This window comes from Acinetobacter suaedae, from assembly GCF_008630915.1.
GTDB lineage: Bacteria > Pseudomonadota > Gammaproteobacteria > Pseudomonadales > Moraxellaceae > Acinetobacter > Acinetobacter suaedae.
Map to the genome: position 1 here is coordinate 902,829 of NZ_CP043909.1, position 22,674 is coordinate 925,502.

The 22,674-nt window shown below is 38.2% G+C and carries 18 protein-coding genes; 11 read left to right on the forward strand and 7 right to left on the reverse strand.

Annotated features, from left to right (window positions below; translation table 11 throughout):
• Window positions 1-38 precede the first annotated feature (38 nt).
• From folP to F2A31_RS04210, 4 genes are all read left to right on the forward strand, one after another.
• Window positions 39-902 (forward strand): dihydropteroate synthase, encoded by an 864-nt coding sequence (folP, locus tag F2A31_RS04195; RefSeq protein ID WP_150025325.1) that lies wholly within the window; start codon window positions 39-41, stop codon window positions 900-902.
• 112 nt (window positions 903-1,014) lie between these two features.
• Window positions 1,015-1,773, forward strand: a complete 759-nt coding sequence (locus F2A31_RS04200) for an SIMPL domain-containing protein (protein WP_150025326.1) — start codon at window positions 1,015-1,017, stop codon at window positions 1,771-1,773.
• Between the two features lie 223 nt (window positions 1,774-1,996).
• Window positions 1,997-3,502, forward strand: a complete 1,506-nt coding sequence (locus F2A31_RS04205; protein ID WP_407643276.1) for a vWA domain-containing protein — start codon at window positions 1,997-1,999, stop codon at window positions 3,500-3,502.
• Window positions 3,503-3,609: 107 nt separating this feature from the next.
• A complete protein-coding gene (locus tag F2A31_RS04210) occupies window positions 3,610-3,924 on the forward strand; it encodes a DUF5713 family protein (RefSeq protein WP_150025328.1) in 315 nt (104 codons plus the stop codon).
• A gap of 30 nt (window positions 3,925-3,954) precedes the next feature.
• On the opposite strand, the gene F2A31_RS04215 is transcribed toward F2A31_RS04210, so the two are convergent.
• Window positions 3,955-5,553 carry an alpha/beta hydrolase family protein gene (locus F2A31_RS04215; protein ID WP_150025329.1) on the reverse strand — a complete coding sequence of 533 codons (1,599 nt, stop codon included), beginning with the start codon at window positions 5,551-5,553 and terminating at the stop codon, window positions 3,955-3,957.
• 154 nt (window positions 5,554-5,707) lie between these two features.
• Window positions 5,708-6,655 carry a DMT family transporter gene (locus F2A31_RS04220; protein ID WP_150025330.1) on the reverse strand — a complete coding sequence of 316 codons (948 nt, stop codon included), beginning with the start codon at window positions 6,653-6,655 and terminating at the stop codon, window positions 5,708-5,710.
• Window positions 6,656-7,105: 450 nt separating this feature from the next.
• On the opposite strand from F2A31_RS04220, the gene pnuC reads away from it, so the two are divergent.
• The gene (pnuC, locus tag F2A31_RS04225; protein ID WP_150025331.1) at window positions 7,106-7,708 is read left to right on the forward strand and encodes a nicotinamide riboside transporter PnuC; all 603 of its coding nucleotides are present in this window, start codon (window positions 7,106-7,108) and stop codon (window positions 7,706-7,708) included.
• Window positions 7,709-7,757: 49 nt separating this feature from the next.
• Here the strand turns inward: pnuC and F2A31_RS04230 are convergent, their stop codons facing one another.
• Window positions 7,758-8,897 carry a glycerophosphodiester phosphodiesterase gene (locus F2A31_RS04230; protein WP_150025332.1) on the reverse strand — a complete coding sequence of 380 codons (1,140 nt, stop codon included), beginning with the start codon at window positions 8,895-8,897 and terminating at the stop codon, window positions 7,758-7,760.
• 341 nt (window positions 8,898-9,238) lie between these two features.
• Window positions 9,239-10,852 carry a phosphoethanolamine transferase gene (locus F2A31_RS04235; RefSeq protein WP_150025333.1) on the reverse strand — a complete coding sequence of 538 codons (1,614 nt, stop codon included), beginning with the start codon at window positions 10,850-10,852 and terminating at the stop codon, window positions 9,239-9,241.
• Between the two features lie 340 nt (window positions 10,853-11,192).
• Here F2A31_RS04235 and F2A31_RS04240 point away from each other — a divergent pair, with 340 nt between their 5' ends.
• The 3 genes from F2A31_RS04240 (at window position 11,193) to F2A31_RS04250 (ending at window position 16,566) form a co-directional block, all read left to right on the forward strand.
• On the forward strand, window positions 11,193-14,294 hold the full coding sequence (locus F2A31_RS04240; protein WP_150025334.1) for an efflux RND transporter permease subunit: 3,102 nt from the start codon (window positions 11,193-11,195) through the stop codon (window positions 14,292-14,294).
• Window positions 14,295-14,573: 279 nt separating this feature from the next.
• On the forward strand, window positions 14,574-15,911 hold the full coding sequence (gene mgtE / locus F2A31_RS04245; protein WP_150025335.1) for a magnesium transporter: 1,338 nt from the start codon (window positions 14,574-14,576) through the stop codon (window positions 15,909-15,911).
• 76 nt (window positions 15,912-15,987) lie between these two features.
• Window positions 15,988-16,566: a DUF4112 domain-containing protein gene (locus F2A31_RS04250; RefSeq protein ID WP_150025336.1), complete on the forward strand. Its 579-nt coding sequence runs from the start codon at window positions 15,988-15,990 to the stop codon at window positions 16,564-16,566.
• Window positions 16,567-16,626: 60 nt separating this feature from the next.
• On the opposite strand, the gene htpX is transcribed toward F2A31_RS04250, so the two are convergent.
• Together htpX and F2A31_RS04260 are read right to left on the reverse strand one after the other, a co-directional pair.
• Window positions 16,627-17,532, reverse strand: a complete 906-nt coding sequence (htpX, locus tag F2A31_RS04255; protein ID WP_004640254.1) for a protease HtpX — start codon at window positions 17,530-17,532, stop codon at window positions 16,627-16,629.
• Window positions 17,533-17,749: 217 nt separating this feature from the next.
• Window positions 17,750-18,613 carry a lytic transglycosylase domain-containing protein gene (locus F2A31_RS04260; RefSeq protein ID WP_150025337.1) on the reverse strand — a complete coding sequence of 288 codons (864 nt, stop codon included), beginning with the start codon at window positions 18,611-18,613 and terminating at the stop codon, window positions 17,750-17,752.
• A 495-nt stretch (window positions 18,614-19,108) separates the two neighbouring features.
• On the opposite strand from F2A31_RS04260, the gene ttcA reads away from it, so the two are divergent.
• On the forward strand, window positions 19,109-20,014 hold the full coding sequence (ttcA, locus tag F2A31_RS04265; RefSeq protein WP_150025338.1) for a tRNA 2-thiocytidine(32) synthetase TtcA: 906 nt from the start codon (window positions 19,109-19,111) through the stop codon (window positions 20,012-20,014).
• Window positions 20,015-20,210: 196 nt separating this feature from the next.
• Window positions 20,211-20,594 carry an SCP2 sterol-binding domain-containing protein gene (locus F2A31_RS04270; protein WP_004640249.1) on the forward strand — a complete coding sequence of 128 codons (384 nt, stop codon included), beginning with the start codon at window positions 20,211-20,213 and terminating at the stop codon, window positions 20,592-20,594.
• Window positions 20,595-20,639: 45 nt separating this feature from the next.
• Here F2A31_RS04270 and F2A31_RS04275 read toward each other — a convergent pair whose 3' ends face one another.
• Window positions 20,640-21,749 carry an MltF family protein gene (locus F2A31_RS04275; protein ID WP_150025339.1) on the reverse strand — a complete coding sequence of 370 codons (1,110 nt, stop codon included), beginning with the start codon at window positions 21,747-21,749 and terminating at the stop codon, window positions 20,640-20,642.
• Window positions 21,750-22,124: 375 nt separating this feature from the next.
• Here F2A31_RS04275 and greB point away from each other — a divergent pair, with 375 nt between their 5' ends.
• A complete protein-coding gene (greB, locus tag F2A31_RS04280) occupies window positions 22,125-22,613 on the forward strand; it encodes a transcription elongation factor GreB (protein ID WP_150025340.1) in 489 nt (162 codons plus the stop codon).
• Window positions 22,614-22,674 lie beyond the last annotated feature (61 nt).

Sequence of the window (22,674 nt, forward strand, 5' to 3'; positions counted from 1 at the left end):
CTTGGTAAGATAGTCTGATTAAAATGTGGAGAGTTTTGATGCAGTTAATGCCATTACCACAATCTCAATTAAGCTGTGGACGTTTTACTTTAGATTTATCCCAGCCACAGATTATGGGTATTTTGAATGTTACACCTGATTCATTTAGTGATGGTGGATTGCATTATCAAAAAGACCAAGCGATTCAACGTGCTATACAAATGATGGAAGATGGTGCAAGTATCATCGATATTGGAGGAGAGTCAACACGTCCAAATGCATCCCCTGTTGCAGTCGAAGAGGAAATTCGCCGTGTAATACCTGTTGTTGAGGCGCTATCTCGATATGACGTGGTGATGTCGATTGATACCAGTCAGCCAGAGGTGATACGAGCCGCTATACAAGCTGGTGCTCATATCTGGAATGATGTGCGTGCTTTAACACGTCCTCATGCATTGGAAACTGCAAGTGAGCTTAATATTCCTGTGATATTGATGCATATGCGCGGTGAACCAACCAATATGAACCAATTAGATCAATATCATGATGTAACTGAAGATGTGATGCTTGAGTTACAACAACGACTTGATCAAGCCTTAGCAGTTGGAATAAGAAAAGAAAATATTATTATTGATCCAGGTTTTGGTTTTGCTAAAAATGCCCAACAGAACTTTCAACTGTTGAATGAGTTTTGGAAGCTAAATCAGATGGGCTATCCCATCTTATCTGGGCTATCTCGTAAACGTTTTATTGGTGAGGCGTTAAATGGTGTACCTGCACCAGAACGTGCGGTAGGAAGCGTGATGGGACATATGTTGAGTATTCAGCAGGGGGCAAGCATTGTTCGGGTACATGATGTGAAAGCGACCCATGATGCGATCAATGTATGGAAAATGATGCAAAAAAATTCGGGGCGTGGTTGAAGTTTCAACAGATCTTAAATCGTATAGGCAAGTTAATCGCATTGGCCATGCTATTGACTTGCTGGGTTAGATTAAATATAACAAAACTATAACTGGGTTGAGTGAAATAAAAATGGAAAATAAAACAATAACATATAAAAGATTATGGGTTTTTGCATTCATTCTGAGTTTAGGGTTTGTCATTTCAGCTGCGGTAATGGGATATTCACTCAAACAGTTTAATAGCACAAAAAATTCAATTACAGTCAAAGGATTAGCTGAAAAACCAATTCAGGCAGATTCAGCACGTTGGGAAATTCATTTACAAACAAATAACACCTCAAATACGGTTGCGGAAGCTTATCAATTACTTGATGAGCAGATGAAAGCTGTGCAAAAGTTTTTTGTTGATCGTGGATTTAAAAAGGAAGATTTGCAGTTAGGCAATAAAAGCTCTCAATCTTATTATGAAGATGTTGAATTTGGTGATGGCAGAAGCAAACGGGAATTTAAAGGCTATATTGCAATGCAAACAATAGTCTTGAATAGTCAAGATATTGCAAAGATTGAGAATGCTGCCAAAGATACCTATTTACTCGATGAAAAGGGAATTAGCATTCAGCAGCGACCAGACTATTTGGTCTCCAATTTAGAAGAAATAAAAATGTCGCTAATTGCCAATGCAACCCAAAATGCCTATCTACGTGCGAATGAGTTTGCAAAGGTTGGTAGCGTTAAAGTAGGCGCTATGCGTTCAGCCAGTCAGGGTGCTTTCTATATTCTGCCAGAGAGTGGCTCAGATAGTGATAGTGATTATGGTGGGGCTTATGATAAAACGACAATTAACAAAATTGCTCGTGTTGTGGTGACTATTAATTATGCGATTGAATGATTAAGTTAAAAAAAATATTGAAGATCAATTTGAATATGGTGTCTTTTTATTTTCTACATAAAATAATTTGAATTATACCGTATGTTTGGAAACACAATAAAATTAGGAATATGACTAAATGCGGCATTCAGCAAAAATATTGACCTTGAGTGTACTCAGTTTTGTAGTGATAGGATGTAGTTATCCTGTTCAACAGCATAGCATTCAAACAAGCGATGTCATTATGCCAGCACCTATTGCTGCGCGGAGTCATATTGCACATCAAGCAGCTTATAATGCTGTGATGCCTACAATGGAAAGACCACGTCTAGAACAAGATACTGAAAAGTATCAAAAAAATGAGGTTAATCCAGTTCATCGTGTTACAGATCAGGCAGTTTCAACATTTAGTATAGATGTGGATACGGGAAGTTACACCAATACGCGTCGATTCTTAAACGATGGTCGATTACCACCTGTTGATGCAGTGCGAATTGAAGAGATGATTAATTATTTTGATTATCAATATCCACAGCCAAATGGTGTACATCCATTTTCTGTTACCAGTGAGACAGTTGATTCCCCTTGGAAAGAAAATGCAAAACTGATTCGAATTGGTATTCAAGCAAAAGATCTTGCACTTCAACAATTACCACCTGCGAATTTGGTTTTTTTGGTGGATGTTTCTGGCAGTATGAGTGCTGCTGATAAATTACCTTTAGTGAAACAAACTTTGCGAATATTGACTGAACAATTAAGAGCACAAGATAAAGTCACGATCATTACCTATGCGAGTGGTGAAAAGTTGGTGCTTGAACCGACGTCTGGCGAACAAAAAGAAAAGATCTTGGCTGTGATTAATGGTTTACGTGCTCGCGGAGCAACAGCTGGTGAACAAGCAATTCAATTGGCATATAAACAAGCTGAAAAAGCTTTTGTCAAAAATGGAATTAATCGAATTTTATTGGCGACAGATGGTGATTTTAATGTTGGTATTACTGATTTCAGTACCTTAAAAGGGATGGTGGCTGAAAAACGTAAAAGTGGAATTTCTCTAACGACATTGGGTTTTGGCACGGGCAATTATAATGAACAGCTCATGGAACAACTAGCCGATGCTGGAGATGGGAACTACAGCTATATTGATAATAAAAATGAAGCAAAGAAAGTGGTACAACGGCAACTTTCTTCTACGCTTGCCACTGTTGCACAAGATGTCAAAATTCAAGTGGAGTTTAACCCTGCGACCGTAAAAGAATATCGTTTAGTAGGTTATGAAAATCGTATGTTGAAGCAAGAAGATTTTAACAACGATCAGGTTGATGCTGGAGATATTGGGGCTGGACATAATGTCACTGCACTATATGAAATTATTCCTGTTGGTCAACAAGGTTGGCTCAACGATTCACGTTATCAAACCTCAGTTAAAATAGACAGTACGAAAAAATCCGAATATGCCTTTGTGAATCTACGTTATAAGTTGCCGAATCAAGAGAAGAGTATTTTGTTGAATCAGCCAATAAAAGTAGGGAGTAAAACACTTGCTCAAGCGCATGGAGATACTCGTTTTGCCGTGGCTGTAGCGGCTTATGCTCAGCAATTAAAAGGTGGACAATATAATGGCTCAATGGGGTGGGATCAAATTATTCAGTTGGCGCAGCAATCGTCAAAACCAGATCCTTATCAGATGAGAGAAGAGTTTATTGAACTTGCTAAAATTGCAAAGAGTTTAAGTGCAAACAAAGATTAACTTTTTACAGTGGGCGGTCGGAAAGACCGCTTTTTTTTATGCCTAAATATCGTGATTTATGCCGGAGTATGTTATAAGCAAGGCGTTTTATTGGCATATGATTTTTTATGTTTGAAAATTTACTTCTCCCGATGTTTGACGACGCATATTATCCCGATATTTTGGTTGCAGAAGTCAAACAACATATTCAACAGTTTGCAAAAAAAGTGGGGCGCACAGATTTATCTGAGTCTGAAATCTATCGTTTTGCTCATCAAACCATGATTGAAATTAATGAAATGAAGCCGCAATTTGAAGATCTAGACTCGAGTTTGGATGATACGGCAGCGGATTATATTGCTGAAGCTATGATGATGGTAGTGCAAGATGTTGGGCATTTAGAAATTGAAATGGAAGAATTAATTGCAAATCGAGAGTGGTGATATATCACTCTCGACGACTTGGCTAAGTCATTATTGTACTGAATTTTCTATCGACCAAAGCTTCGGTAAAATGATTTCTCCTGAAATCCCCGCTTCAATTCTTGGCTGTTTAATTCTTTTATAATAGATACTTTCAGTATTTATGAATAATCCAAAAGTGTCTCCGACCTCTAATCTTGTATTGATGCTTGATAGTTCAATATCTTGAGTTACTCCGTGTTGAACTGAGCCTAATACGATTTGGTCATATTGATGCTTTTTATCAAGGTTAAATGGTGTGGTTTGTTCATTTACGATTTGATATTCACCTGTTTGTTTAGACTTGATGGCTAGAGATATGAATAGAGTAGGTGATGTCGTTTGCTCAGTTTCAACTTTCAATTTTAATAATGGGCTACCAGTAATATGCCGTGTATGTTCAGCAACATGAATAGGTACAAAAACGGCTTGGGTTTTTGTCGCCGTAATTTTTGTTGGCGTGATTATATATGCTGTATTTGCCATGAGGTCTTGCAAAGAACGGACTGGACTGTTATCCACACACAGTTCATCGAGATTTGGTTTTTCACTTCGATCTTTGAGCTGATGATTCAACCAAGCAAGGATCGTGTCTTGTAAATTATATTTCTGCTTATTGCTACATTGTACTGTTTTGCCAATGTACCAAAACGGTGTTTGACCTGACGGTGAACTTTGCGCAAAAGGTTGTAAATGCCCACCTTCAACACCGATCAGATGCACATCTTTTTGCGCATTTTTAATACATTTTGCTGCTTTTACACCTTCATTAAATGGAAATAATACATCTCTAAAACCTTGAATAATCAATGCATTGGCCTGTGGTTTTTGATTGTGTTCGCAAAACCATTTTGCCTGATGTCGTTGTAAGAAGTGGTAAGAAGAAGGATCTAGTTGTCCTTGTTGAGTAGATCTATAGGCCTGTTTGAGTTCTGGATCAAATTTATTCCAATTCCACCAATCCCCAATTAAGTTTAGAAAACTGATCCAGTTACTTTTAGGGACGCCATTGGGAGCCAGACTGTTTACAATGTCGTACCAGGTGGTAATCGGTACAATCGCTTGCAAGCGCGGATCCAAGGCTGAGGCTAGATATTGTACGCCACCAGCATAGGATTCACCGATCATGCCCGTACGCACGCCGTTTTGATTGATTGCTAACTGAGGTAAATTCTTTTCTGCCCAGTCCATGATGGTAATGATATCTTGAGCTTCTTTTTCAGGATCAGTCAGACGAATTTTGCCTTGGCTGTTACCATGTCCACGTTGGTCGTAGCTAATCACCCAATAACCTTGTTTCCATGCAGATTTTGCGACTTGTCCTGTAGGTAATAAAAAACCGTACAAGCTCAGTTCGGGACGTTTCATGCGTGATAAACCGAAACCATGGGTATGCAACAGTAATGGTGCTGTTTGATTGGTCTCTAATTTAGGTTGGTATACCGTAAATGTCAGCACGGTGCCATCGGCAGTGATCGTTTTAGCTTGATAATATCGCTGTTTTAAAACGATTGTTTTTTGTGGGTGTAGGGTAGATTGATGGGTATGGTAAGCACAGCCTTGTAAAACCAAAGCAAAACTTAAAATAAACCACAAAACGTAAGTACGCATCGATTTTTCATCCTTGAATAAATCTTTGGGAAGTCACGCTATAAATCAAAAGGAACTGATCTGTTTAAGCATCATTTCAGTTCCTTTCCGTGAGTCTATGCATAATATAATACAAATGTTCTGATCATTTATCCGACTCAGCAGTTTTTATATCTTATCTAGACCATTGTTTTGGATAGACATACATGAGTAAACCGATAGCTAAGCAGACTAACCCCATAAATAAGTGTGAGCTAAAAGGTTCGTGATTTAGCGTTATTCCCCAGAGTGTTGCCAAGGCTGGGGTCAAAATTGTGGTGAGCATTACCGTTGTGGGTTTGAGTTTCTGTATCAAATGAAAATAAAACATCATCGCAAGAACAGAGGAAAACAAAGCACTATATATTAAAGCTAACGATGTTTGTAAGTTCGGCAACTGTGTCGGCACTTCACTATAAAAAAAAGCGATAAGAACGAGATAACCTAACCATGACACTAAAGTCGATCCAGCTGTTTGTACGATTGGATGTATCTCGGCTTTAATTTTGTTTACTGCAAACATGGACAGTACATACAGCAAAACAGCAATAATTTGGTAAGCAACACCAAGCATATCCAGTTGAATCTCTTCTGTTGCCAGACCGAGTGTCAGTACGAGACCAAAGATGGCTAACAGCAGACCAACCCATTGCAGGATTAAAAAACGTTCTTGTTTTAAAATAAATACCGCGATTAATCCTGACCATAATGGGGCTGTTGCATAGATAATTGAAATCATACTTGAAGGTACGCGTGTTGCGCCCAGATAGCAAAACGCCATAGACCCGAATAATCCAATTGCACCAGCAGCATAGCTGAGCAGTGCTTTTGCATTCCATATCAGTTTTAGTTTGAAATAAAGCAAACAGATGTAAACTAAAGGAATGGCGAGACTAAATCGTAGAAATAAGCCCCACGCCCAATGCAGCTCATTGACTGTCCATACCGCCGCTAAAGGGGTAAATGACCAAATCAGAGTCACTGCAATAAATTGACCGACTGTTGCGAGGCGAGGGTGTGTGGACACAACAGCCGGCTGTATCTGTGTGGTGGACAGTAAACTTTTTTCATGTAGCTGAGACATGGGTAAACTCCAGTGATGACGACGTCATCTTGATTTTTAGGCAACAAAAAAGGCCACGCTTGAGGTGACCTTGTCATTTCATATGATGTTTTATTTATAGATATTCATGAGATGAAATCGATGGATAAAGTCTCCTCGCAATAAAATGCAGACACGTCGCCATGCGGCACTGACGTGAGTGCAATCAACGATGTGATTTATGCGAATTGAGGAAACTTGTAGTGTGAACATTGATAGATCATAAAAAATAGTTGTGTATTTTTATAACATAACTATTGGTGAAGAAATAGTCATTTTAAAAATTAAATTTGCTTTCATAAAACGTTATTGCTCACCATAGCTTAAATATAAAAACGTTAATAAGTCATTCAGGGGAAACAAGAGATTAGATATACAATTAGCATGGCATTTTGAGATTTAGCTGTTGCTTAAATCCAGGATTTTTTCATAATGTCACGATCGAATATTCAAAGAAGTTGTCTTTTGTCTGCATTAGAAATTATTGCCGTCATCATGAGTGTGATAGGGGTAACATTAACCATACAACGGAATATGTGGTGCTGGTGGTTTAACATTTTGGCTTGTTCATTATATGCTTACCTTTTTTTCACCTATAAATTGTATGGTGAAACCATCTTACAGTTTTTCTTTATCGTGTTTAATTTCTATGGTTTTTATTGTTGGTTAAAGGGGCAACGTCAAGATCATGAGATTCGGATCGAGCCGATCAATCGAACGAGCGCATTGGCCCAAATATGTTTAGCTGCAATTGGCGGTTTAATTTTTGGTATGGCTTTGAAGTATTTTACGGATGCTTCACTCCCTATGCTGGATTCTCAACTTGCAGCCTTTAGTTTACTTGCAACCTATTGGACCAGCCAAAAGCATATTGCTACTTGGTTACTTTGGATCATCATCGATATTGTTTATGTGGGAATGTTTCTCTATAAAGAGTTATTATTGACGGCAGGACTTTATGCAGCTTTTGTTGGTTTGGCAACTTATGGTTGGTGGCAATGGCAACAAGTTCGAAAAAAACAGTTAACAAATTAAATGACAGTGTAGGGGAGCACCATGTGGTTCTCCCCATCAATGATAAAACTTATTTGCTTTGACCTAAATAATTTTGGACTGCTTGGCGGGCAATTGCTGGATCATCAGCAAAAATACCATCTACTCCTGCTTTAAAATATAACTGCATTTCTTTAATTGCACCATCTGGGCAGCGTTCAGAAACATTTTCTTTATCCGTACACTTTAACGTATCGGGCATATAATAATTTTCTGGGCGGAAAGTATAAGGGTGAACTTTCAAATTAACTTTATGTGCGTCAGCAACAAAAGTCGTGGTCTCTTTCATATCGTTATCTTTAAAAATGTAAACTTTCCATGGACCCACGCCATTTGCATAAGCGGCAACATCATTTAGGCCTTGAGCAGTCGCCATATCGGCATAAGTTGTTTTAATATTTTGCACCACATAATCTGCAGGACTTGCGGTTGGCTCATCATAGAGTTGAATGAGTTGTGCATGTTTAATGCTTTTATGTTGGTCGAGCTGTTGTTTTAAATATTTAAGATTTCCCACTTCAAATGACTGTAAATAGACTGGTGCGATATCTCTTGTGTAGCGATATTTTGCTAGGGTTTTAAGTAGCGTATCTTCCATAGCAAGGTTTTGTTGTTGGAAGAACGTAGGATGTTTGGTTTCAATATATAGACCAATAATTTTACCTGTCTTTTTATAGTGTGCCTCAGCCAGCTCAATAATTTGTTCTAATGTTGGGACTGTATATAAATCATTATATTGTTGATTCGCAGGTCGATATTGCGGAATACGTTCACGTGCTTTGAGTTGTTGTAATTCTTGTAGCGTAAAGTCTTCAGTGAACCAGCCTTCATAGCGAACTCCATCAATCACTTTTTCTGTTTTTCGGTCCGCAAACTCAGGAAGACTGGCAATATTCGTTGTTCCACTGATTTCATTTTCATGACGAGCGACCAAAACGCCATCCTTAGTTGAAACGAGATCTGGTTCGATAAAGTCTGCGCCATCATCAATGGCCTTTTGATATGATTCTAATGTATGTTCAGGACGGAGTGCGCTCGCGCCTCGATGCCCAACCACTAAAATTTGGGGGAGTTGATATTCTTTTTTGCTTGAATTTGATTGATCGTTGTTATCGCTGTTGCAACCAACAAGCGTAAAAAGGCAGAGACTAAGAACGGATTTTTTTAACATCGTAAAACTCATGTATTTTTATCAAAGTGGGTATGGGTATAGCTAAAACTTCCCTAAACGTCGTTATAAAATGGGACAAGGAAGTCGCTATTGTCTGCGTTTCATGCCTTGTGTATGTCGTTTTCGCTAATAACGCAATGCATGACTGAAATGTCACAGCCCTTATTTTGCAGATAAAATTTATCAAATGGATGACAGTTTGATGATTATTTTATGAAAATAAAAAGAAAATTGCGGTGTAAAGCTTATTGGAAAGGCAATAAGCTTTATTATTTGGTAAAAATGTTCGATCAACAGTGTTTAGATATTACTAGGCTAGGTTCTATTAAAATCGATGACACTTAATGCTTCTTCTGCCAATAAGGCCAATTTACTTCAGGGTTAAAATGATAGTTGGCGTCAAACCAGTATGATTGAGGAGGTGCATATTTATCTTTCAATCCCATAATTTTCATGAGGTTGTTGTCTAATTCAGCAGTATTTAAGGTCGTGGTCAGATCGACACCAGTCGATGGCATATGGTCATACCACATGATGACAGGTACTTGATAGCCTGCTTTAGTATTTGGACTGTGTCCAGCATAGTCAAGTTCATGGCCAACCTCATTACCATGATCGGACACGACCGTAAATGAGCGTTGATCTAAATTCTCTTCAGCAGTTAAGGCATCAAAGAATCGAGCCAATAAAGTATCTTGATATAAAATGGCATTGTCATAATGGTTGCGCATTGATCGAATCCACGGATCAATATCATTTTTCTTGAGTAACATCTCTACAGCATCATCACTATTACTATTAAATTTATTAAAAGCAGTAGGGTAGCGCTCTTTGTAATTAGGATGTGTACCAATCATATGCAAAATAATCAGTTTTTTAGGATCTGGGTCAGCTAAGGCTTGTAAATAGGCGGGAAGTAATTTCTCATCTAAGGAGGTACTGCTGCGCCCAGAACGTGTATTTTTATAGATGGCTTTATCCGCATAAGCACCAAATAGCGATGATAGATAAATATCATCTTGATTGCTAATCCAGTAAATTTTATAGCCAGCGGCTCGTGCATAAGCCAGAATACTTTCTGGAGAGTATTTTTCATGCTCTGCAGCAGGGCTTTCAGTCAGTAACACACGCAAAGCATTAATGGTGGATGGTGATGGTGAAAACGCATTACAAAAGACTTTAAGTTGATCAATTCTTTTGCTGAGCTCAGGGGTAGTATTCCTGCTATAACCACAAAGGCCTAAATCAAGACTCGTGATACTTTCAGAAAGTACTAAAACATGGGTCTGTTTTAGTTTGCTTGGATCTTGAATAATCAGGTTTTGTTGTGCACTTTGATCCCACTGTTGATGAACATTCTTGTGTTGTTTGATTCGATCACGGAAGTCTTGAATTTTTTCATGATAATTCGTCCAAAATACTAGGGGGTGTACTTTGCGAGAAGGTTTCATGAGATAACTGGTTAAGGTTAATAGCACCAAAAAAATGATACAAATACGATAGAATCGACTATTCCAAAGCTGTTTGAAGCTATTTTCTTTTAAATATTTAAAGGCAGCAATGTTATATCCAATCGTCAATGCAATGAGACCAAACAAGACGGATAGGATGGTGAGCATATGAAGTTGGAAGAACTCCCATGTCTCTGCATAACTGGTATTCGCAATCGCTTCAATAATAAAATAAGCTTCATTATCACTACTGAACAAGATCCATGTACTTGATCTAAGCAATGAATCAAACCAGAAAATAAACCACCAAAGGATAGAGAGGAGATACCAATAAAATTTTCGTTGTGTTGCAGCTAAAACTAAAAAAATAACGCCAGGTAATGATAAAAAGCCAAGTCTTAAACCATCGGATAAATTGCCTGAAAAAACTAATAAACCACCAGTGATGAATGCTGGTAGCAAAATTAATAGCAGAATATTAAAGTTTTGCAGCGTGGTTTTCATAAATGACGAATAAAATAGGGGTGGCAATAAGCGTGCTACTATCGTTTTTACTTAGGCAACTGTCAATCTGTATTTATGAAGTAATTGATAGCAAAGTGATTTAAATTTAATACTTTTAAGTCATAATGATCTGTAGTAAATCGACGGAGATTTGGTCGATATTAAACCGTAAAAATCCACGATTTCTCCTTAATTACGACTTTTTGCAATGATATGTTAATAGGGATGGTGTTTCGAGAATGACTTAGAGATGATCAAATTGAAAATGTCTTAATATTTTGATTGATCTTCCACCTATCTTTTTGAAAAATTGACTGTTTCTGGAACGGAATGAACAGCCATGTTATCTAAGTTTTTTATTCATCGTCCCATTTTTGCTGCTGTTTTAGCAATTATTGTCATGGCTGTAGGTATACTCGCAGTATTAAACTTACCTGTGGAACGATATCCAGATATTGCACCTCCACGTATTACTGTAGCAACAAATTATAGTGGTGCGGATGCACAAGCTGTAGAAGATAGCGTTACCCAAGTATTAGAACAACAAATTAAGGGAATTGATCACTTACTTTATTTTAGTTCCAGTAGTGATGCCAGTGGTAATAGTCGTATCAGTTTGTTTTTTTCGCAGGGAACTGATCCTGATCAGGCACAAGTGCAAGTACAAAACGCGATTAATGGTGCAATTAATCGGTTACCTGAAGATGTACAACGACAAGGAGTAACCGTTCGAAAATCGCTCAGTGATTCATTTATGGTCGTTGGTTTGGCTGATGCATCTGGTCGTTCCACTAATATTGATATTTCTGACTATTTAACCAACCATTTTGAATTAAATTTGAGCCGTATTGAAGGTGTGGGTGAAATCAGCGTCTTTGGTTCGCAGTATGCGATGCGAATCTGGCTAGATCCTAAAAAATTACAGCAATATCAACTAAGTGTCAGTGAAGTCAGAACAGCTTTAGAAAGTCAAAATGCGCAAGTAGCTGCTGGGGCGATTGGACAGTTACCAAGCATCGAGGATCAATATTTAAATGCAAGGGTTACTTCCGGTTCTTTACTACAGACACCTGAGCAATTTGAACAAATCATTATAAAAGCACATCAAGATGGTAGTTTAGTCTACTTAAAAGATATTGCGCGTATTGAGATTGGTGCGGAAAACTATCAAATATTGAATAGAATCAATGGTTATCCTGCGTCAGGACTTTCAATATCATTGGCTGTGGGTGCCAATGTCATGCAAACTGCAGATTTGGTCTATAAAGAAATTGCAAAATTAGAGAAAGATTTACCCGAAGGATATTTCATTGTTTATCCTCGAGATGATACGCCTTTTGTCAAAGAGTCAATGTCTCAGGTGTTTGCAACATTAGTTGAAGCAATCATTTTGGTTGTTTTGGTAATGTTTCTCTTTTTACAGAGTTGGAGAGCAACACTGATTCCTGCAGTAACAGTGCCTGTCGTGATTTTAGGGACTTTTGCTGTCCTTGCTGTTTTAGGGATGAGTGTTAATACTTTGACTTTATTTGCCATGGTGTTGGCGATTGGTTTACTCGTCGATGATGCGATTGTCGTGGTTGAAAACGTTGAACGTATCATGCACGAGCAAAAGCTGGATGCCAAACAAGCCAGTATTCAATCCATGCAAGAGATCAGTGGGGCATTGGTGGGTATCACTTTAGTGCTGACTGCTGTATTTATCCCAATGTCGTTTTTTACAGGCGCGACGGGCATTATTTATCGTCAGTTCTCGATTACTTTAGTTGCAGCGATGTCATTGTCATTATTGGTTGCATTAATTTTGACACCAGCCTTATGTGCAATTCTCTTAAAACAACAACATCAAAAAGCGAAGTGGGCTCAAAGCTTTGAGCGAGGCTTAGACCGAGTTAGAACAGTTTATTTAGCGCTTGCAAAAAAGGCGATTCAGATAAAGTCGGTGGCGATTGTTACATTTATCGTGTTAATTAGTGCTTTTGCTTGGGTGTATCGCGAATTACCGACCAGTTTTTTACCACAAGAGGATCAAGGGCTTTTAGGGGTTCAATTTCGTCTCGCAGAAGGGACGCCCATGAGCCAAACCCAACTCGTGGGTAAGCAGATTTCAGATTATTTTTTGAATGAGGAAAAGGATAATCTCAATGGCATTATGGTGATTCATGGTCGTAATTTTTCAGGTACAGGGCAAAATCTTGGACAAGCTTTTGTATCTCTAAAACATTGGGATGAACGTCAGGGAAGTGAAAATAGCGCACAAGCGATTCGTGCACGAGCAATGAAACATTTTGCACAAAACAATCAAGCAAGGATTATGGTGGTCATGCCAGCTGTAATTCGTGGTCTAGGTAACTCCGATAAAATTGATTTTTGGTTGCAAGATACTCAAGGAATGGGGCGGGATAATTTACTAACTTCTTTTAGAGAACTGCAGCAACAAGGCAATGCGCTGGAAAGTATAGAAAATCTAGATAAAAAGACCAATGACGATCAGGCAGTTTTAAATATCAAAATTGATCATCGAGCAGCAATGCTACATGATTTAAATGTGAGTGAAATTAATCGAACGATTTCGACAGCGTGGAGTGGCAGTTATATTAATGACTTCATTGATCGTGGCCGAATTAAGCGGGTTTATTTACAAGGTGACGCACCATATCGCTCAAAACCAGAAGATTTGGGCTTTTGGCATGTAAAAAATGCACAAGGTCAAATGATCCCATTTACCCAGTTCAGTCAAGTGTCTTGGCAGGGTGCACCGCCATCTTTACAACGTTTTATGGGCTATCCTTCGATAGAGTTAGAAGCTGATTCCGCGAATGGCTTTAGTAGCGGTCAAGGTATGCAAGCATTGACAGAACTAGCGGATAAAATGCCTGGTATTGACTTGGCATGGAGTGGTTTATCTTATCAAGAGCAACAATCTAGTAATCAAGCAATTTGGTTATATGTGGTTTCCATTGCCTTTATTTTTCTATGTTTGGCTGCTTTGTATGAAAGCTGGTCGATACCATCTGTGGTGATGGCTGCGATTCCGTTAGGAATTGGAGGAACAATTTTATTCAGTTATTGGTTTGGTTTTGCCAACGATATTTATTTCCAAATTGCTTTGCTGACGACCATAGGACTATCCTGCAAAAACGCTATTTTAATGGTTGAGTTTGCTGCGAGTTTGCAACAGCAGGGAAAATCTTTATTAGATTCGGCTTTGCGTGCGGCGGGTTTAAGATTGCGTCCAATTTTAATGACATCAATTGCTTTTGGTGCTGGGGTGATCCCATTAATGTTTTCAACAGGTGCGGGAGCTTTGAGCCGTCAAGCAATCGGTTATAGCGTTTTTGGAGGTGTTGTATTTGGTACGATATTAGTACTTATCTTTATTCCATTAATGTATGTGTTGATTCGCTCTATTTTTAAAGCCAATACTATTATTCAACATTAAATTGCTATAAAGGTTATATTGGATCGCAACCGTCTAAATTGAAACAAAATAAGACATATTTCATAGAGATAGGGCTTGAGCCATTGGGTTCAAGCCTTTATTATTCATGCGCCGTATAAACGGTTCAATTGAGAGTTTATCTAAAAAATGGACACACAGAGTTGTAGGTCTCGATCAAGTACTTACTACCTTAAATATTCCCCAAATACGCTAGGTTTTTACGCGCACGTTTAATCATGTATGCGACCTAGCCGAATGTGTTTGGGCTAGGAGATTCGCATGTCAAGAAATGAATTAATCACACTACTCAACGAAACTGTTGCAAACCATCATATCGATCAAGCACTCGCATTACTCAAGGGTGTTCCTTCAGCTGACTTAGCAGAATTATTACAACAAATGACTCCAAGCTATGCGGCCTATTTACTTGAGCATTTACCGCAACGTGCTTATATCTTTGCTGAGTTTCCAGCAAAACAGCAAATGCTGATTGCACAGGAAATGCCACGTCAAGTACTGGCGAAGATTGTAAGTGAAATGCCATCAGATGATCGCGCTGATCTTTTTAAGCGCTTAGACCCGAGTGAGCAGGAAACTCTATTACCCGCATTAGCCCAAGCCGAAAGAGAGGATATCCGCCGTCTTGCTGATTATGTCGAAGGCACAGCGGGTGCGATCATGTCTTCGGATTATGTGACGCTAAAACCCGAATTTACTGTTGCTCAAGCAATAGAGGCATTACGTAAGGATGCTCCAGACGCAGAAACGATTTATCAAGCCTATATTATTGATGAACAACGACATTTGATCGGTGTTGTGTCTTTGCGTGAACTGGTTTTGGCACAACCAGAAACACGAGTTGCACAATTGATGGTACGTGATGTGATTAGTGCGCGCGTTGATGACGATCAAGATCATATTGCCAAAATTATGGCACGTTATGATTTACTTGCTTTACCGATTGTGGATGTACAACAAGCTTTAGTGGGGATTATTACTTACGATGATGCTATGGATGTTGCCAGTGAAGAAGCAACAGAAGATTTCTTAAAAGTAGGGGCTGTCAACGCAACCACTAAATTAAGTATTAAGTCAGCACCTATCTTACAGTTATATCAGAAACGTGTTTTTTGGCTGGTTTTTTTAGTATTTGGCAGTCTGTTATCGGGTATTGGAATCGCACATTATGAAGATGTGATTGCGCAACATCTTGTTTTAGTATTTTTCTTACCACTTTTAGTTGGGAGTGGGGGAAATGCAGGATCTCAGTCATCAACATTAATGGTGCGAGCATTGGCAACGGGCGATGTGCAATTTAGAGATTGGTTTTATTTGTTAGGGCGTGAAAGTTTAGTCGCGTTATGCTTAGGTGGAACGATGGCAATTGCTGTTTCACTCCTTGGTTATGTACGTGGTGATGCATTAGTTGCATTGGTTTTGGCATTTAGTATGGTTGGAATCGTACTCATGGGATGCTTGATTGGTATGAGTCTGCCTTTTATTTTAAATCGATTTGGTTTTGACCCTGCCAGCGCATCTGCGCCTTTGGTTACTTCGATTTGTGATGCAATGGGGGTACTGATCTATCTCTTTATTGCATCGATGATTTTGTTCTAATCAAAGAACAAAATATACCTAAAAAATTGTTATGCTAATTCATCATCAATTCAATTATGTATCTTAGGCTGACTGAATGACCCAACAAAAAAAACTAACGCAACAGCAGGCGATTGCAGTAGAGCGTGATTTAGCAAAATTTGCCAACACCATGGATAGTTTGGTACGTATTCCATTTACCAAACAAGGGGTGGGGGCCGATGCGGCACTGAGTACCATTCCCTTTGCAGGTGATGTTGCAGGATTCATTTTAACGTTATATGCATTTAAAAAAGCCAGAGAGGTTGGTGTTCCACAACATAAATTGAATGGGGTGGTGAAACTGGCAATTTTGGATATGCTCGTTGGTTTTGTTCCAATTGTCGGGACAATATTTGATGTATTTATTCGCCCCAGCCGCAAGACGTTGGATATTGTACATGATCATATTCGTGAAGAATATCAGGTACGTAGTGATATCCACGTAGTACATCCATTTTTACATGAAGCGTTAGAACAAAAGCAAAAAACTTCAGCATTTTGGCGTAACCCTATTGTGAGTTGGATCTGGTTGCGGATACCTGATTTATTGGGAATAGCCATTCTGGTTTTATTGGTTATGGCTGTATGGGCTGGATTTAGTTTTCTATGGCAATGGTATCAGTCCTTTAATTGAGCGAGATATTCATAAAAACAAAGCCTCCATATTGGAGGCTTTGTTTTGAATCTGTTTGATTTAGTGAACATTCAATTGTTTGAGCGCAGCAACACGTTGCTCGATGCTTGGGTGAGTTTGGAATAAAGCAGCTAAGCTAAAGCCTTGTTCCTTACCTTCCGTAATTGCAAATGCTTTCATTTCTTTTGGCATTTGATCCGGCATTTCTGACTCAGCTTGTAAGCGAAGTAGTGCAGAAATCATGGCATCTTTACCTGCTAAACGAGCACCAGCTTCATCTGCACGATATTCACGTTGACGAGAGAACCACATTACGATTGTGGATGCTAAAATACCAAACACAATATCTAATACGATGGTAATGGCGAAATAAGCAAGACCAGGTGCTTCCCCATCTTCACGACCAAAGACGTTGCGGTCGATAAAGTCACCTGCTACACGTGCAAAGAACATAACGAAGGCATTGACTACACCTTGAATCAAGGCAAGTGTAACCATGTCACCATTCGCAACGTGTCCGATTTCGTGTGCAAGTACGGCACGAAGTTCATCTTTGTTCATGCGTTCTAATAGACCTGTCGAAACAGCTACCAGTGCGTCATTTTTATTCCAACCAGTTGCAAATGCATTTGATTGATAAGATGGGAAGATCCCCACTTCAGGCATTTTAATACCTGCACGTTGAGATAATTGAGAAACTTCTTGCAACAACCACGCTTCAGCCTGATTACGAGGTGCATTCGGGTCGATTAATTCAGTCCCAGTGGTTTTTTTAGCCATCCACTTTGACATGAAGAGGGAAATAAAAGAACCCACCATACCAAAGACAAAACAGAAGACTAATAGGTTGCCTAGATTTAAGCCACCCGCACTACGGTAACTACCGACACCGAAGAGTGACAAAATAATGCCAGCTACAACCAGTACCGCGAGGTTGGTTAGCAAGAACAAACCAATCCGCATCATTGAGAAAACCCTCTTATAAAGAAAAAGTGATCTGATTTATAAATATAAATCATCCCCATAATATGCAGGTTGAACCCTAAAAATTCAAGAAAAAAATGGATGGAATTGTATTTCAGTATTAAAACGATGAATGAATGAAGAAACAACAACTTAAAATCATTTTAATATAGCAAATAAGTACATATTATGAAGATGTATCGTTGTTTTAATGTACAGTTTAATCACTCAATCGTATGTGTGCAGATGCGGAAGCATTTGCAGTTGAATAGGTGCCTGCAGGTGCATCTGTAAATGTTCCGTCTGCCAGTGTAATAATTTGGCGGTTATACTGTTTTTTGGGTGGACTGCTAGTAGATAGATTACTTGGTAAGTCTGCATTTGAATAACTGGCGGGTTGTGCCATAAGCTCATTGTTCATCGTCACATTGCCTAGACCAGAAGCATACAAGTTTTGATAACGGCTGGTTACGCGACGTACATAATCTTGCGTTTCACGGAAAGGTGGAATACCACCATACTTATCGACATTACCTTCGCCTGCATTATAGCCAGCCAATGCGAGTTCAGTATTGCCATTAAAACGTTTTAGCAACCAACTTAAATAGCGAGCACCAGCAAAAATATTTTGTTGTGGGTCATATGCATCACTCACATTAAAACGTCGAGCGGTCGCGGGCATTAATTGCATTAAACCCTGTGCACCAACAGGGGAGCGGGCACGAACATTAAATCCAGATTCAGTATGCATGACTGCTTTAATTAATCCTTCAGATACGCCGTGTTGTTGCGCTGCTTGTTTGATGAGGTGATCAAAAGCATTTCTGTTACGACTATAGCTGGGAAGCACAGAGGCCTCTGTTTTACCCCAATTGCTATAGGTGTGAATATTACTATCAGGATAATAAGTCGCTTTAACGACTTTTAAATGGCTATATTCCGCTTTCTTCTTGTTGGTGAGTAAGGTTGTGCCGTTAGTATCTTTGAATTGATAAATGGTCTGCCCCGCATGAACATGTGCAGAGTTATAAAAAAAACCGATTATTCCCAAACAGAAGGTCATCAAATACGTTTTTTTGTTCATCGTTATAATATTCACAATGGATGAGCTTTAATTCCTTAGCGCAGTGTAACAAAAAAATGCAAAAAATGGAGTTTTGCTACAATTTTTTTATTTTTACTGTCTAACAAAAAATCAAGTCATTTTGTTCGAATGTTCAGCAAAAAAAAATTTAATTTTTTTTTAAAAATGAAGTATTGACTTATATAAGTGATTGATTATTAATGATTAAAATAAGTGGTTAAAAAATGATCAATTTGATCAAAAGCCTTATTATCTGATTAAAACAGTTTGTCAATAGCTAAGAAATCCACAATTTTATCCACAGTTTTTGTGGAAAACTGTGGAAAAGTTTGAAATATAAGCAATCTAGGCAATTTAAACATTTTTTGATCAGAATTTTATCAGTATGAAATCTGAATATGACGATAGAAAGAAATTGAAAAATTCTTTTGGTGCGGTTTTTTTCGAATTCGGATAAAATCTCGCAGTGTTTTTGTTTATGAGTTAATCACGTCTATGTACGCGCCAGTGGAGTCCAACCAAGGATTTAATTTCAAGCCAGAACTTCCAACCAGTTCGGCCTATTATCGCCTGTTGAAAAAACTGCGTCGCCAAGTGGGGCATGCAATCCGTGATTATAAAATGATCGAAGATGGCGATAAGGTCATGGTGTGTGTGTCTGGTGGTAAAGACAGCTATACCTTGCTTGATATTTTGTTGCAGTTTAAACGTATTGCGCCAATTAATTTTGACATTGTCGCGGTCAATCTTGACCAGAAACAACCAGGTTTCCCAGAAGATGTCTTACCGCGTTATATGGAAGAAAATAATATTCCATATTACATTTTGGAAAAAGATACTTATACCATTACCAAACGTTTAACACCTGAAGGTAAAACCTATTGTGCGGTCTGTTCTCGTTTGCGTCGTGGTTCATTATATGGTTTTGCACAAGAGATTGGCGCAACAAAAGTCGCATTAGGTCACCATCGTGATGACATCATGGCGACATTTTTCTTAAATTTATTCCATGGTGGAAGTTTAAAGGCAATGCCGCCAAAATTGCTTTCATCAGATAAAAAGAATATTTTGATTCGTCCTTTGGCATATGTCGAAGAAAAGGACATTATCAAATATGCAGATTTACGGAAATTCCCAATTATTCCTTGTAATCTGTGTGGTTCTCAAGAAAACTTACAACGTGCGATCATTAATGACATGTTGCGTGAATGGGATAAACAATATCCAAAACGTTTACATAGTATTTTTGGCGCTTTACAAAATGTATCACCATCACAATTGGCTGATCGTGAATTATTTGATTTTGAAGCGTTAGATGGACAGCGTGAGTTTGACTTAAAAGATCCTGAAGAACTTAAAAATCGTTTAGATGTGGTTAATTTAAGTTTTGCAGCGGATTAAAATGTAAAAATTTTTAAAAGGCACTTTGTTAAGTGCCTTTTCTTTATAATTTTTTAAAAAATTGAATCCTACGTACAAAAAGTCATAGCCTAAAATAAAATTTACGTGCTATAACATGGCACGAGCAAATTGCTTCATGTGATGTTGTCTGGATAGATGACACAAGAAATTGAACAAATACATTTGAGGAATAATCATGGCTGCATTTTTAACTGATGATTGGTTTGCAACAGTTGATAAACTTACTGCTGAAGCAGGTGATTTAAACTTACCACCAGCGCTTGCGAATTTAGCGATTAACTTAGTTGTAACAGATGCAGCTGGTAATACTGAGCTAGCTTTAGATGCAGGTAAAATCCAAAAAGGTTTATCTTCAAATGCTAAAACAACTTTAAATATGGATGCTGAAACTTTACGTAAAGTATTCTTAGAGTTTGACATGGCTGCTGCAATGCAAGCATTCATGACAGGTAAAATCAAAGTCCAAGGTGATATGTCTCAATTGATGGCATTACAAACAGCCAAGCCGAGCCAAGAACAAAAAGATTTATTTAAAAGAGTTCTTGAGCAAACAGCTTAAGTGATCATCAGAAAAAAGCTTACCAGTTGGTAAGCTTTTTTTGCTTTAGACATTGATCAAATTGCTGGTCTTGATATGTTCTAAGTAAGTGCGGATACGTTTTACATATTGTACAGCTTGTTTGTAACGACCATTTCGAGCTTGGTTACGTTGTAAATAATCATACAAGTTCACCCATTGGTTAGGATCTTTACCTTGGGCTTGGATGCGCTTTTGAATCTGGCCAACGGCGCCTGGTCCCATATTATATGCCACGAGAGCATACCAATTACGATCAGGATAAGGAACATGAGCAAATTGATCTAACATCAAATCATAATACTTTGCTCCACCTTGGATGCTTTGTTCTGGATCCGTACGATTAGTAACACCCATTGCTTTCGCTGTGTTATTGGTGAGCATCATAATTCCACGAACGCCTGTTGGTGAAACAGAGGTTGGTTTTAAATAAGATTCTTGATAACCAATAGCAGCCAATAAATGCCAGTCCAGATTGTATTTAGAAGCACTCTGCTTAAAGCTTGCTTTATAGATCGGTAAACGTTGATTTAAGTCTTTTTGAATTGTTGACCATGATTCAGGCTTAACTACATTACGATTATAAAAAGAAGCAAGTTGTTGAGTCGTACCGAGCTGTTTACTTTGGCACACAAAACCACTGGCAGTGAGTGTTAAAGGATCATCAGCTTGCTTAAATACCCAATTTAATTGGGGATTTAAACCATTATTACTTAAACTTGCTTGATCGCCACAACTTGCTGAGAATGAAACTAATTGTTTCTTTTCAATATCTGCAATTGTTGACGTTGTCATTGCGAAATTGGCTTTGCCCTGTGCAATCCATTTCAATGCAGTTGCATTGTCTGGGACTGTTTTAAAATCAAGTTTTACATTTAAGTTTTGTGCATAGTTACGTGCCAAATCGTAACCGAAGCCATGTAAAAATTGATCTTCTTTAAATACGATGCTTGGGTTTTCAACAGCAACTACAGTTAAAACATTTTTTGCTACAACAGTATTATACTGATGTGATTTCTCTGCGCTTAAGCTATTAAATGGAATAATTACAATCCCTAGAGCTAAAGCTTGAAACGGAAGTTTGGAAGATAAAGAGTTAAGGCAAAGCCTAGACCCAGAACTTGAATTACTGTGCATGTTGTCTCCGCTACAGGTAATTTATGCCCTAAAAGTTCAGCAAAATACTGCCTTAACTTTTAAAAGTTGATAAATTCAATAAGGGTGGGCAAGTCATGACGTCATTCAAAATGACATTGGGTTAATCGGGAAAATGATGCAGATGTTACACATCATTCACAAAGTGTATAAAAAATAAACAAAAATCTAACTTAGGGGCGCATAATAAGCGTCAAAAAACAGATTGTCAAATTTTGAGCAATAAAATAATGATAAATACATCACAAACGCATGATTTAAAAAAAGAATAAAATTTATACACTTTAGTGATGGTGAAATAAGGAATACAATGCAAAAACTTGTAAACAGATTGTTATCTTCACGTATTTTCAACTTATGAAATCAAATTTAATTACCCGTACGGGCCATGATTTATTGGTCGCAGAACTAAAGAGACTCTGGCATGATGAACGCCCCGAAATCACTAAAAAAGTGAACTGGGCGGCGAGCTTAGGTGATCGTTCTGAGAACGCTGATTATCAATACAACAAACAATTGCTCAGGAAAATTGATCGACGAGTACGCTATCTTGGTAAACGTTTAGAAGAGTTAAAAATTGTAGACTATGTACCTGAGCAAGAGGGAAAAGTTTACTTTGGGGCTTGGGTTGAGATTGAAAATGAAGAGGGAGAACAAAAAATCTTAAGAATAGTCGGTGTTGATGAGATTTATGATCATCATCCCCAGCATATTTCAATCGAGTCACCCATGGCTCGTGCATTATTAAGTAAACAAGTTGATGATGAGGTTGAAGTGCATACACCTTTAGGAAAAAAGGTTTGGTATATCAACTCAATTCGCTATAAGAAAGCTGAAAATCCATAAAAATTCAGTTTGTTGAGTTTATTTTGAGCATTCAGTGCGTGAATTTGAATAAAATATTTGC